The sequence below is a fragment of the Gracilimonas halophila genome, assembly GCF_042684365.1.
In the GTDB taxonomy this organism is placed as follows: Bacteria; Bacteroidota; Rhodothermia; order Balneolales; family Balneolaceae; genus Gracilimonas; species Gracilimonas halophila.
Genome location: NZ_JBHULI010000005.1, coordinates 125,281 through 139,824, shown reverse-complemented (window position 1 = coordinate 139,824; position 14,544 = coordinate 125,281). Strand labels below are relative to the sequence as shown.

Genomic DNA, 14,544 nt, shown 5'->3' with positions numbered 1-14,544 from the left:
CTCACGAAATAAAATAGGGAGTTTTTTGAGAAGTGACGGATTAATTTGACGGTTCAATATCCTTCCTTAAAATCCGGTAACAACTTATTTCTATTTTGAAAAAACCCATTTTGAATCCTCACGCGCTTGGTTATCTTTTTGTGCTTTTGAGATTAGCAGTAGATCATGTTCTGGAATAAAAAAGAGGCAAAACATAAACTTGTGGTGATCGGAGATAGCCTTTCCCAAGGCTTCAACAATGGAGGAGTGTATCGTACAGATATGAATTTTCCAGCCATGCTTCACAGGTGCTTTGATCCCAAGCCCGATTTTGATCAGCCCCGGTTTACTGCTCAGGCAGGGATTCCGCTTAATATTGAAGTATTAGTGCGTGGACTTTCCGAAGAATTTGGGGATGAAATTGAATGGAGTGAAGTCCTTCCGGCTGCAAAACACATGGTGAAAACACTTAAACGCATAAAAAAATATTGGGAAGGGGGTTTTAAAGATCTTTCTGTAGATCGAAGTCGCCCCTATCACAACCAGTCGATATGGGGGTTTAATATCAGTGACTCATGGATAGTAAATGAGGAGAACAGCCGCCACTATATTATTAACAACAGGGAGCAGTTTACAGTATTCAATATGCTTCCGGAACATGCAAAATTCACTACAGCCCGACTCGTACTCAATCCATCCCTGAAAGAACAATTTCAGACCCGAACCCAATTTGACAATGCCACAGTTTTAGCTGATGATGGAGGAATCGAAAACCTTATCGTTTGTCTTGGTCACAATAATATGATTGCGGCAGTGACCGACCTGAAAATGATCTGGACTGAAAAAGATGACCTTGAGGTATTTCCAGGCCGGCGAACACATACCATATACAGGCCGGAACATTTTGAAGATCAGTACCGCAAAATGGCCAAAAAAGTGAAGGCCCTTGGAGCCCAAAGAGTTTTCGTGCCAACTCTTCCATATGTAACCATTCCACCCGTCATTCGTGGTGTCAATTCCGACCTTTCCAGTAAGCGACTTGGTTATTTCGATTATTATACAAGGTTCTGGATCTGGGATGAAGACTTTCATCCTGATAAACATCCTCACCTTACCAAAGATGAAGCCATACAATTAGACCTTACCATGGATGCTTACAATGCCATAATTAAAAAAGTAGCCGATGAATACGGCTGGCACGTAGTGCCTATGGCAAAGAATGTTGCAGGTATGGCGCGTCGCCGATTAGGTGGCGAATTGGTTCGTGACTTCCCTAAAGGATTGGCTGATGCCTTGAAAGCACAAAACAGCACAGCACATCTTGTTGATGAAAATGGTGAGGTAAACCTCTCTACCGATTTCATTCGCCTCAATGATCATGGTAAACTCTACAAAGGCGGTATCTTTAGCCTGGACGGCCTCCACCCTACAACCATAGGATATGGATTAATGGCCAATGTGTATCTAAAAACGATGGCACGAGCGGGTGTGAAATTTCAACACTCCATAAATTGGGAAGAAGTAGTCCGGGAAGATTCTTTGATCAGTGACCCTCCAAAATTACTTGCAGAACTCCGGGTGGTTCTGCGTTTTCTCGCTATGAATCATCAGGAAAAAGTATTCAGTATCAGTAAGAATATATTGAGTCAGGTAATGGAACTGGTTTCTCCCCGTCACCAGCAATAGACTGATTATATTTTATTTATACCCTTCTCATCTAAATAAGATCCTCACTTAAAATTAATTTAGATTAAATCTATATAAGCTTTGATTCCGTTTGAAAAGCTCCTTAACTTAGAATCGTTCTAAATAAAATTAAAATTTAAATCTATTCTCTTAAATCATAATGAAGCTTTCAAAAGTACTACTATTACCGCTCCTGACAATCGCATTGATTTCCTGCGATAATAACAATGACACTACTGAGATCGACCCTCCTGCAACCTATGATTTCACTCGAAATGGAGCATCTTCCGTTTCGTTCACCGGGCAAACTACCCGTATCCAAATGGCTGCAGAGTTAACTTCTGCCATGATGGATTTTGATAACACTACCGAAGAATTATTATTGGAAATGTATCGTAATGAGACTGCCAACGGTGGCGATGCAGATCCATTCCAAAATCCTGACTTAAATGATGCTACCAAAAACATCAAAGGTAAAGTAGCTGCTTCTGCTGATTATTTTTCTTCCAACTCTCAGCTAAGTGCGGAGATTAAAAACCAATTTGAACTATGGCTAACAGCACAGGTTGAAGAAGTATTTCCTAATGAAAATTCGGTTGCAGCTCCAGGTCAGCCCGGACAAATTGCGGATGGTCAATCTACCCGTTACGTAAATGGGAAAGGATTTGAGTACAATCAACTGGTAGGAAAGAGCCTCATCGGAGCCCTGATGGCCGACCAAATGCTGAATAACTACCTGAGTACTTCCGTCCTGGATGCCGGTACTAATCGTGAAGACAACAATGACGGCACGCTCTCAGAAGGCTCTAACTATACCAATATGGAACACAAATGGGACGAAGCTTACGGATACTTATTCGGTAATGCTGATAATCCTTCCAATCCAACGTTCGGTGAAGGAAACGGATTTCTTAATACGTACCTGGGCCGTGTTGATAGCGATGAAGACTTTGCCGGGATTGCTCAGGAAACTTTTGAAGCTTTCATTTTAGGAAGAGCTGCTATTGAAGCCGGTGCCTATGATATTCGTGACGAACAAGCTCAGATCATCAGAGAGAATATTTCCACTGTAATTGCCGTACGTGCTATATACTATCTGCAATATGGAAAAAATGCACTTGAACAATCCTCTCCTGATTACGGAGCTGCTTTTCACGATCTTTCCGAGGCTTATGGTTTCATGTACAGCCTGAAATTCAGTCGTGTACCAAACTCAGACAGCCCCTACTTAACCTCTCAGGAAATTGATGGGATGCTGGCTCAACTTACTTCCGGAGACGGACTTTGGGATATTGGAACCAACGCTTTGGACGAAATGTCTGAAACGATTGCAGCTCAATTTGACTTCACCGTAGAACAAGCTGCTAACTAAATCACATTCTCATATTAAAGCTGGCAGCAGGTTCTGTTGCCGGCTTTTTTTGCTTTAAACTTTATTCATCATGAAGAAATTTTTCGCCTTAATTTTAACTGTTTTCATCGTATGGGGCTGTACTGATAACGGACCTTCAGGGCCCAATCCGGATGATTTTGATCGCGAAGCTATACTGGAAAACTGGGCTGATAATATTATTATTCCGGCATTCACCCACTTTTCAGAAACCACCGCCCAGCTTCATTCTTCAGCACAGACCTTTTCTGCAGAACCAACTCAACAAAACCTGAGTGAGCTTCGGATATCATGGGAAAATGCTTACCTCGCATTCCAGCATGTTTCTATGTTTGAAATGGGTGAAGCCATGCAGCTTAGGTTTCGGGATAACCTAAATATTTATCCAACTGATACCACCAAGATCAAGCAAAATATTTCTGAAGGAAGTTACAACCTTGAACTGCCTTCCTTGAATAATAGCCAAGGCTTTCCTGCTTTGGATTACTTAGTGTACGGTTTGGGAGAAGACGATGCTGAAATTCTTTCATATTATACCATCAATAGTGATGCAGAAAATTACCGGGTCTATCTCACTGACTTGACTGAGCGGATTGATGGCCTCACTAATCAAGTTCTGAATAATTGGACTTCCGGGTATCGGGATGAATTTGTCAGTAATTCCGGAAACGGTGCTAATTCATCCATCGATATGATGGTGAATGATTACATCTATTATTACGAGAAGCATCTGCGGGCAGGTAAAATTGGTATTCCGGCCGGTGTATTTTCAGGCTCCCCCCTGAGCGGTCATGTGGAAGCTTATTACAGTCAAGGTTTTTCTAAGACCTTGTTCAATGAAGCTCTCACGGCAAGTATCAATTTCTTTAACGGAACTCATTTTGATACTGAATTGGATGGTCAAAGCCTGGATGATTATCTGAACTACCTGAATACTATGAAAGATGGAGCTGACTTGACTTCCATGATCAATAATCAATTTGAAATGGCCAGAAATGAAGCAGAAAGTTTAGATAATGACTTCGCCGCCCAGATTGAAAACGACAATCCCCAAATGCTTTCCACTTATGATGAACTTCAGAAGAATGTTGTGAACATGAAAGTGGACATGCTTCAGGCACTTAACATAAATGTAGATTATGTTGATGCCGACGGTGATTAACGAGTGAAAACCTCTTCCATTCGGACATATCTTTCCGGTACCAGAAATGCTGCTCCATTAGCTGTTTTCCGAGCTTTGTTCGGAATCCTGATGCTGTGGAGCATTATTCGTTTTGCTGCCAATGGCTGGATATCTAAGCTTTATATTGAGCCTGACTTCCACTTTTCTTATTTAGGATTTGAGTGGGTCCAGCCTCTGGGCGAATGGACATATCTTATCTTTATCATATGCGGGCTTTCTTCCATGTTTATCACAATTGGATTTAAGTACCGCATATCCATTATCACCTTTTTCCTCAGTTTTACCTACATCGAACTGATGGATAAAACCACCTACCTGAATCACTACTACTTCATCAGCATCCTAAGCTTCCTGATGATCTTTCTTCCCGCTCATGCCTATTATTCCTTTGATTCCTGGAAAGATGAAAATCTACGGTCACAGGAAGTCCCCAGCTGGACCATCGATTCCATCAAACTGCTTTTAGGAATTGTTTATTTTTATGCGGGACTTGCTAAACTAAATTCTGATTGGCTATTAGAAGCTATGCCGCTTCAGATCTGGTTACCGGCCAAATATTCCATACCGCTTTTAGGAGACCTGTTGCAGCAAACATGGACACATTACGCATTTGTATGGGGCGGTGCTATTTATGATCTGACCATTCCTTTTCTTCTGCTTTACAAAAGAACCCGAATTCTTGCTTTCGGGATGGTGGTTATTTTTCATGTACTCACCCGCGTCTTATTTCCCATCGGGATGTTTCCATACATCATGATCGCAAGTGCCCTTATCTTTTTTGATGCAGGATTACACAACAAAATTCTCACTAAAATTTCTGAGTGGCTTAAGATTACAAAATCTATTTTTGATAATGGGAAGAGGTACCAATTCTCAAAAGCCTGGGCCAGAAAAACATCCATTGGCATCGTTACGATATTCTTCGTTCTGCAGCTCCTCATACCCTTTCGATACCTTCTCTATCCGGGTGAATTGTTCTGGACGGAAGAAGGTTATCGCTTCTCCTGGCGAGTAATGCTTATGGAAAAAGCCGGATATGCCAACTTCAAAGTAGTAGATCCTGAAAACGGACAACGGTTCTACGTTGATAATACCGAGTTTTTAACCCGGTTTCAGGAAAAGCAGATGTCTGCTCAGCCCGATTTCATTCTTGAATATGCTCATTTTCTGGAAGATCACTATCAAGAAGAAGGAATCGAAGACCCCGAGATCTATGTAGAAAGCTATGTAGCTCTTAATGGCCGAATAAGTCAACCTTTTGTAGATCCCGAGGTCGACCTTACCGAAATCAAACCCTCACTAAAACACCGAAACTGGTTACTACCTTTCAATGATGAAATTAAAGGTCTTTAGTTGTTTATTTATTTTTATATGGTGCTCGCTGCCTGTGTTGGCACAGCATCAGATCTCCGGCTATGTGATAGATGCGGAAACCAAAGAACCCATTGAGAAGGTAGATATCTACGACAATAACGCAGGCAGATCCTACCAAACAGATGAAGAAGGTTATTTTGAGATCAATGATCTTACTTACGGCACCTATTTTTTGTATTTCTACAAGTTAGGATATGAAGTAGAACAGCGGCCGATCGTGCTGGATACCAAAAATACTGACATCTACATTGAGCTGAATAAATTATCCGGGGAGATGTCTGAGGTAGCTATCACAGAACAACGTGAAAGAGTATTTGCCATGGAACGTCTTCGGGAAGTGGAGGGTACTGCTATCTATGCCGGAAAGAAAAACGAAGTTATAAATCTGGATCAAATGGTGGTAAACACCTCATCTAATAATGCTCGTCAGATCTACAGCCAGATTTCAGGATTGAATATTTTTGAGTCTAATGATGCAGGCTTGCAGCTCAATATTGGCGGCCGCGGACTCGACCCTAACCGTTCCTCGAACTTCAACACTCGCCAAAACGGGTACGACATTAGCGCAGATGTTCTCGGCTACCCTGAAAGTTATTACACCCCACCTGCAGAAGGAATTGATGAAATTCAGGTGATACGCGGAGCCGCTTCCTTGCAGTATGGCACCCAGTTTGGCGGCCTCGTTAATTTCAAGATGAATAAACCGGTCAGAGATCGAAATCTCGAATTCACTACCCGGCAATCAATAGGGTCCAATGCACTTTTCACTTCCTTTAACAGCCTGAGTGGAACTACCAAGAAATTGGGGTATTACGGATATTTTAATTACAAAACCGGAGATGGGTTTCGTCCAAATTCCGGATTTGAATCCCAAAATTTCTATTTCTATACCGATTATGAACTTGGGGATAGAACTACACTGAGCACCGATTTTACCTATTTATACTACTTAGCTCAACAGCCCGGCGGTTTAACTGACGCCCAATTCTATCAAAACCCTGAAGTAAGTAACCGCACCCGGAATTGGTTTGAAGTGGATTGGAAATTAGCATCACTAAAGCTTGAACATCGGTTTTCATACAGAACAAAGTTAAGCATATTAGCTTACGGCTTGGATGCCTCTAGAAAATCAGTAGGATTCCGAACCAACCGGGTGTCACAAGAAGACGACCAGAATGCGCCTCGAGATCTTATTCTCGGTGATTTCAATAATTGGGGAACCGAAATACGTTTTTTAAACCGCTATGAAATAGGTGGTATGAATTCCGTCTTTCTGATTGGTTCCAAGTATTATAGATCTAAGAATGAATCGATTCAAGGTCCCGGATCAGCAAGTAAAGAAGCTGATTTTATTTTAGCTAACGACCAATTTCCTGATTACCCAAATCAATCTGATTTTACTTTTCCGAATCGGAATTTGGCTGTATTTGGGGAGAATATTTTTTACTTGAAGGAAAACTTCTCCATTACCCCCGGCTTTCGATTTGAATATATCAACACCCGAAGTGAAGGTACGTTCAAGCGCATAAATTTTGATCTTGCGGGAAATCCAATCCAGAATGAGACTTTTGAAGACAACCGAGAATTCGAACGCAAATTTATATTGTTAGGTGTGGGAGTCAGCTATCTTCCCAATTCCAGAACTGAATTATATGTAAACTTCTCACAAAATTATCGTTCCGTCACCTTCAATGATATCCGTATCGTAAACCCCACTTTTCAAGTTGATCCGGACATTACTGACGAAAGTGGTTTTACCACTGACTTTGGTGCTCGAGGACGTATTGGAGAATCTGTTTCCTATGATATTGGTGGTTTTGGGCTTATCTATGACAATCGCCTTGGGGAAGTGTTAAGAGCTGAAACCCGTGTCAATGCAGATGGTGATTTAGAAGAAACAGGCAGGGTTGTCCGTTTCCGGGGTAATATTGGCCAAGCCTTTATGTATGGCATTGAAAGCCTGATCGAACTCAACCTATTGCCTATGTTTGGGAATGATTCCCCGGATCTTAAATTCAGTGTATTTACAAATACTGCCATTACGCAATCCAAATATCTAAACTCTGATATTCCGGGTGTTAAAGAAAACAGTGTGGAGTTTGTACCCCTTTTGAATCTAAAAACCGGGGTCAATTTTGGATTTAAAAATCTAATGGGAAGCGTACAGTATACTTTTGTATCCAGTCAATTCACTGATGCCTCAAATGCCGAACAAAACCCTGCAGACAATCAAAGTGGAATCTGGGGTGAAATTCCTGCTTATAGTGTAATGGATCTTTCTGCTTCCTATTCCTGGAAAAATCTCTCGGTAGAGACGGGGGTAAATAATGTACTTGATTCATGGTATTTCACCAGACGCGCTACAGGATACCCAGGTCCGGGCATCATACCATCTCCGCCCCGCACTTTCTACATAACCCTTGAATTCAAGATCGGGAATTGAGGGAATATTCCTGATCCGTTTCCCAATTCACTGGATTCATTTCAATGTATTGACGAATATTATCCAACGATTTTTGATTACGGATGATGTGATCATAGAATCGAGGTTGCCATCCAAATTCGTAGTTCCGGTGGTTGCACCAGCGGGTTAGGGCACCCTTGTATTGATTGCAGATTGTTGATAACGATTTTGGAATTGGTTTCCCAAATTCCCGATTTGTTTGTAGGGACACGCCATGGCGCGTCCCTACAGAATGGGAACCATTTTCATCGGGGATAATTTGGATGATCCCATGGACATGGTTCGGCATGACCACAAACGCGTCCAATATCACATTATCAAAATGATTGGGTATCTGGTTCCAAAAATACCAGGCCGCACAACCCTGTTCAGATAATCCCATAATTCTATTCCTGATTTCCCCAAAATAATGCCTCCGATCTTTGGTGCATACCGTTACAAAATAAAATGAGGGATATCGATAATCCCACCCACCCAAACGGATCGATTTTCTCCAATATTCCATAAACTCTTAATAATTCATTGATCATTGGTTAGAGCGAATTCAAGTCCATTCCTTACAAATAATTTTTATTATCTTTGGCATGAAATTTTCAACCCCATTCATCATCTACATTCTTTTATGAAATATCTCGCTGTACCTCTCATCTTTTTGATGGCAACTTCCTGCAACTCAAAAAACGAAAAAAACACCTATAACCCGACAACGGATACCCTGAAATATGAGCAAGAAGTGCATCTACAGAATGTACGCCAGCTTACCTTTGGTGGTGATAATGCCGAAGCATATTGGAGCTATGATAGCGAACAACTCATCTTTCAATCAAACAATCCTGAATGGGGCGTGGAATGTGATCAGATCTTTACCATGGATATTTCTGAGAAACAATCAGGATTTGAACCACAAATGATAAGTACAGGAAACGGCCGTACAACCTGTGCTTATTTTCTTCCAGGAGATTCAACTTTTGTATATTCTTCAACCCATGAAAATGGCATGGAATGTCCAACTCCCCCCGAACGAGGCGCGAGTGGTGCCTATGTTTGGCCAATCTACGATACCTACGATATTTATAAAGCCGATATGGATGGTAACATCATCGCAAAACTGACCGATGAGCCCGGTTACGATGCTGAGCCCACTGTTTCTCCGAAAGGCGATAAGATCGTTTTCACCTCCGACCGAAGCGGGGATCTGGAACTCTATATTATGGATACAGATGGCTCCAACGTTATTCAAATAACTGATGAATTAGGATACGACGGTGGAGCTTTTTTCTCCCCGGATGGAAGTCAGCTTATTTTTCGTGCATCCCGCCCACAATCTGAGGAAGAAGTGAAAAAGTATAGATCTTTACTTCAAGATGGTTTGGTTGAACCCACTAACATGGAATTGTTTATTGTGAATGTGGATGGAACCGGGTTAAGTCAGATCACAGACCTTGGAAACGCTAACTGGGCCCCCTATTTCCATCCATCCGGAGAAAAGGTTGTTTTTTCATCCAATCATCAGTCGCAACGCGGATTCCCTTTTAACATTTTCATGATAAATATTGATGGAACGGGACTAGAGCAAGTCACTTTTGATGAACAGTTTGATTCCTTCCCCATGTTTTCTCCTGATGGGAAAAAGATCGTCTTCTCATCAAACCGAAACAATGGTGGTGACCGATCTACGAATGTATTTGTAGCTGATTGGGTAGATCAGTAGGCCAATATTTAATTTGATAGAGGCACAGTTCATGAGAACTGTGCCTTTTTTTATTGCATAAATTTTTATCCAACAAAAAAGTTATAATTACTTATACTCTGCTTCACCAATCTTAATATTAATCATTCCGGATCATGAAGCTTAGTATTTCCAATCTTTCCAAAACATATAAAAACGGGGTTAAGGCTTTAGATAACGTATCTATTGAAATTGAGTCAGGTATGTTTGGCCTCTTGGGCCCAAATGGTGCAGGTAAGTCAACGTTGATGAGAACCATCGCCACTTTGCAAGCACCTGATTCAGGTTCTGTAAGCCTTGATGAAATTGATATTCTAAACGACAAGAACAGCCTTCGGAAAGTGCTCGGCTATTTGCCTCAGGAATTTGGTGTATATCCAAAAATGTCGGCCGAGGAACTGTTGCACTATTTTGCCCGCTTAAAAGGAATCGCCAACAAAGATGAGCGAACTAAGATGGTGAATACCGCACTTGAGGTCACCAACTTGCTTGAGGTGAAGAATAAAAGCGTAGCCGGCTATTCCGGCGGAATGAAACAGCGTTTTGGAATCGCTCAGTTGTTGTTAAATGATCCCAAACTCATTATAGTAGATGAGCCAACGGCCGGACTCGATCCTTCTGAGCGCCATCGTTTTTTGAATGTGCTTCGGGAAATCGGAACGAATCACATCGTCATCTTTTCAACGCATATTGTGGATGATGTAAAAGAACTTTGTACCGATATGGCCATCATGAATGGCGGCCGAATATTGAGTCACCATACACCTAAAGAAGCTGTCAAAGCCCTTAATGGACAGATCTGGACAAAGGTGATCGAGCGAGATGAACTTGAAGTACATGAAGACAAATTCAATGTCATCTCATCTAACTTCAATCAGGATAACACGCTTAATATTCGCGTACACGGAACCGAACAGCCTGATGAATCCTTCGAAGCCAAAGCGCCCGATCTGGCGGATGTCTATTTCGTAACTCTCCGCGAAGAGAAAGAAGTTGTAGCCGCTTAATCCATAAATCTGCTTATATGTTTTACTCCATTTTTTCTTTTGAGATTCGGTACTGGCTGCGACAAACTTCTTTTTATGTGTATGCCGGTATTATGTTCGCCCTCTCTTATTTCGTGATGATCAGTGCTGCCGGAATTTTTGAAAGCCTTACGGTGAGTATGAATACCATCACCATCATGAACTCACCTATAGCCATAAACGGGCTGCTGAATGAGATGGGTATCATCCTCTATTTCTTCTTACCGGCCCTGATCGGGGGAACTATTTACCGGGATTATAAACACAACATGCACTCCGTGATATATTCTTATCCCTTCAAAAAATGGGAGTATCTACTTGGTAAATTTATGGCCGGACTCACGGTTTCTACATTAGTGATGATGGCTGCTGTTTTGGGTATCATCCTTGGAACCATTACACCGGGTACAAATCCTGAAGTGCTCGGACCTTTTCATCTGATGAGCTACGTCCAGCCTTTTCTGTATTATCTCATCCCAAATATGATCTTCTTCGGAGCAATGGTGTTTGCCATTGTGACCTTCACTCGTAATATCAATGTAGCCTTTATTGTGATATTAGGGTTTTTTCTGATCCAGATATTTGCCCAAAACCTGACTTCCGACCTTGATAACAAAATGTTGGCCGCTCTGCTGGATCCTTATGGAGCTCAGGCCAATGCCTATTACACCGAATACTGGACTGTTTTTGAACAAAATGAAAACCCACTTCCATGGGGTGAAGTCATCCTTTACAACCGCCTGATATGGGCCGGGCTTGGTATCCTGATCTTTGGATTGGTTTACCGGGTGTTTAGTTTCAGCCAACAGGCTTTCAGCTTGAATTTATTTCGTAAGAAAGATGGTGCGGCCGTTACAAAGAAAAACTTTGGCAGTATTCTCACGGTGAACATGCCGAAAGTAACCATGAATTTTTCCTTTGCAGAGAACCTGAAACTCGCATGGGAGATGGCTAAAATCGATTTCCGATATATCGTTAGCGGCTGGGCCTTTATCATCATTGCACTGATCGGTCTTTTGATCTCATTGAGTGTGATATTATTGGGTGGGGAGATCTTTGGCACAGACACCCTTCCCGTAACCTGGCAGATGCTGCAGCTACCGGGTACGTTCTTCAGTTTGTTCATTAATATTTTGACATTCTTATACGCGGGGATGCTCATCCATCGCAGTCGCGGTGATAATATGGATCAGTTGATTCATGTTACTCCCACTTCCAATTGGACACTCTTATTTTCCAAATTTCTGGCACTGGTATTAATGCAAATGGTTTTGCTTTCTATAATCATGATAGCCGGACTTGGAGTACAGCTTTTTAATGGCTACTACAATTTTGAGATCGGATTATACCTCTTCGATCTATATGCTATTACGTTAATTCATGTTGTTATATGGGGCATGCTATCTATCTTTATACACAGCTTGTTCAAGAATTACTATATCGGGTTCATTCTTTTACTTGTTCTTTCGATAGGGATTTCCTTTTTAAGTGAAATCGGGATCGAACAAACGATATTCAAGTTTAATCAAGCACCCGGCACGGCCTATTCCGATATGAATGGGTATGGAAGCTCACTCGCTCCTTATTTTGTGTATAAAGTGTATTGGTTACTGCTTGGAATAGCTCTTTATATACTCTCAATTCTTTTTTTCAGAAGAGGTTTACCCGGAAGCATCAAAGAACGATTTCAGAATGCTAAAGAAGCCTTTACCCCAAAACTGAAGATCATTTTTTCGCTTGCTATCATTGGTTTTCTAGGGGTGGGAACATGGATCTATTACGTAAATAATATCAAATATGAATACATATCGTCTCAACAATGGGAACAGCGTGCAGCAAATTTTGAGAAAAATTACGGTAAATTTAAAGATGCCCCTCAGCCCAGGATCGTATCAAGTATCATTGACTTAGATCTATATCCTGAAAACCGGGATCTGGAAGTGGAAGGAAGCTACATCCTGGTAAATAAAACCGATGTTGCCATCGACTCTATTCACATCGACCATAACAACCTTATCAGCGTATTTGAATTTAACCGTGAGTTTGAATTGGTAGTGGAAGACGATTCGATGAATTATGACATTTATCAACTGGCCGAACCCATGACGCCCGGCGATTCGGTAGTATTCACCTTTGCCCTTTCCAATAAACCGAATGAGATCCTGAGAAGTAATTCGCCGGTACGTAACAATGGAACTTTCATCAATAACTCTATTTTCCCGAGAATTAGATATCAGGAATCCGGGGAATTGAATGCGCAGGAAGCCAGAGAGCGCTATGGACTTCCACCAAAAGACCGTATGGCTCCGCCTACCGACAGTACCGCCCGCATGGATAATTACATTTCCAGCGATGCCGACTGGATCGATTTTGAGACTACGATCTCAACTTCTCCTGAGCAAATTGCCATCGCTCCAGGATATCTTCAGGATGAATGGGAAGAGGATGGTCGCCGCTACTTCCATTATAAAATGGATAGCACCATGGTAAATTTCTACTCATTCATTTCAGCGGAATTTGAAGTTGTTCGGGATGAATGGAATGATGTGAATATTGAGATCTATCATCACCCTGATCATACCTATAATCTGGATTATATGATCGATGGAGTGAAGAAATCACTTGATTATTACACAGAGAATTTCAGTCCGTACCAATTCCGTCAGCTGCGTATTATTGAGTTTCCGAGAACCGGAGGAAGCTTTGCACAATCCTTTGCCAACACCGTTCCTTATTCTGAGGCTGTCGGTTTTATCGCTGATGTGGATACCACAGATGAGGAAGCTGTAAACTATCCATTCAGTATTACTGCACATGAAGTAGCTCATCAATGGTGGGCACATCAGGTGATTGGAGCTAATGTTCAGGGAGCAACCATGTTATCTGAAAGTCTATCCGAATATAGTGCCTTAAAGGTGCTTGAAAAAGAATATGGTGTACACCAGATGCGCCGGTTTCTGAAAGATGCCTTAGACAGTTATTTAATAGGGCGCACCATGGAATCAAGAAAAGAAATGCCGCTGATCTACAACGAGAACCAGCAGTACATTCATTACAACAAAGGCTCTCTCGTTTTTTATGCACTGAGTGATTATATCGGGGAAGATAATCTTAATGCTGCTCTAAGCAACTATATCGATGATGTCGCTTTTCAGGAACCGCCTTATACCATTTCACTGGAATTAGTGGAGTACCTGAAAGATGCCACACCCGATTCACTGCAATATCTGGTAAAGGATATGTTTGAGACTATCACACTGTATGATAACCGTGTGGAAGAAGCCTCTTTTTCAAAAATCGATAGCACTACCTTTGAAATAAACATGAAGCTACAGGCTTCCAAATACCGAACCGGTGAAACCGGAGAGCGTATCTACAAAAGTGAGGCAGGAGACAGTCTTTCCGTTGAAGTCGAAGGCCGCCGACGTCCTGTGGAATCTCTGCCACTCAACGATTGGATAGAGGTCGGAGTATTTGGAGTGGATGAGGAAGGCAATGAAACTGTTCTCTACCTTGAGAAGCGTAAATTTACTGATATCATGAATGACTTCACCATCACTGTAGATGAAGAACCGGTCTCAGTGGGCATCGACCCTTATAATAAGCTCATTGATACGATCTCTAATGATAACCGAAGAGCGCCTTCAAGGGAAGATTCCTAACGAGAATATTACCCTGATTAAGTATCACTTTATTCTAAATGTTCTTCAGTAA

The 14,544-nt window shown here is 41.7% G+C and carries 9 protein-coding genes; 8 read left to right on the top strand and 1 reads right to left on the bottom strand.

All coding sequences use genetic code 11. The features are described from left to right. Positions 1-165 precede the first annotated feature (165 nt). The 5 genes from ACFSVN_RS04380 (at position 166) to ACFSVN_RS04360 (ending at position 8,055) form a co-directional block, all read left to right on the top strand. On the top strand, positions 166-1,665 hold the full coding sequence (locus tag ACFSVN_RS04380; RefSeq protein ID WP_390299189.1) for a hypothetical protein: 1,500 nt from the start codon (positions 166-168) through the stop codon (positions 1,663-1,665). A gap of 160 nt (positions 1,666-1,825) precedes the next feature. Continuing rightward, complete coding sequence (locus tag ACFSVN_RS04375) at positions 1,826-3,037, top strand: DUF4856 domain-containing protein (protein WP_390299186.1); 1,212 nt, start codon at positions 1,826-1,828, stop codon at positions 3,035-3,037. A 70-nt stretch (positions 3,038-3,107) separates the two neighbouring features. Further along, on the top strand, positions 3,108-4,217 hold the full coding sequence (locus ACFSVN_RS04370) for an imelysin family protein (RefSeq protein WP_390299183.1): 1,110 nt from the start codon (positions 3,108-3,110) through the stop codon (positions 4,215-4,217). Between the two features lie 3 nt (positions 4,218-4,220). Continuing rightward, the gene (locus ACFSVN_RS04365; RefSeq protein WP_390299180.1) at positions 4,221-5,591 is read left to right on the top strand and encodes an HTTM domain-containing protein; all 1,371 of its coding nucleotides are present in this window, start codon (positions 4,221-4,223) and stop codon (positions 5,589-5,591) included. Beyond that, on the top strand, positions 5,572-8,055 hold the full coding sequence (locus ACFSVN_RS04360; protein WP_390299364.1) for a TonB-dependent receptor domain-containing protein: 2,484 nt from the start codon (positions 5,572-5,574) through the stop codon (positions 8,053-8,055). The genes ACFSVN_RS04365 and ACFSVN_RS04360 overlap by 20 nt, the downstream gene beginning before the upstream one ends. Here ACFSVN_RS04360 and ACFSVN_RS04355 read toward each other — a convergent pair. Then, a complete protein-coding gene (locus ACFSVN_RS04355) occupies positions 8,039-8,581 on the bottom strand; it encodes a transposase (RefSeq protein ID WP_390299177.1) in 543 nt (180 codons plus the stop codon). The two genes, ACFSVN_RS04360 and ACFSVN_RS04355, sit on opposite strands and share 17 nt — an antisense overlap. 117 nt (positions 8,582-8,698) lie before the next feature. Between ACFSVN_RS04355 and ACFSVN_RS04350 the strand changes: the two genes are divergently transcribed. The 3 genes from ACFSVN_RS04350 (at position 8,699) to ACFSVN_RS04340 (ending at position 14,492) form a co-directional block, all read left to right on the top strand. Then, the gene (locus tag ACFSVN_RS04350) at positions 8,699-9,787 is read left to right on the top strand and encodes a TolB family protein (RefSeq protein ID WP_390299174.1); all 1,089 of its coding nucleotides are present in this window, start codon (positions 8,699-8,701) and stop codon (positions 9,785-9,787) included. A gap of 134 nt (positions 9,788-9,921) precedes the next feature. Continuing rightward, positions 9,922-10,812: an ABC transporter ATP-binding protein gene (locus ACFSVN_RS04345; protein ID WP_390299171.1), complete on the top strand. Its 891-nt coding sequence runs from the start codon at positions 9,922-9,924 to the stop codon at positions 10,810-10,812. Between the two features lie 17 nt (positions 10,813-10,829). Further along, positions 10,830-14,492: an ABC transporter permease/M1 family aminopeptidase gene (locus ACFSVN_RS04340; RefSeq protein ID WP_390299168.1), complete on the top strand. Its 3,663-nt coding sequence runs from the start codon at positions 10,830-10,832 to the stop codon at positions 14,490-14,492. Positions 14,493-14,544: the final 52 nt, after the last annotated feature.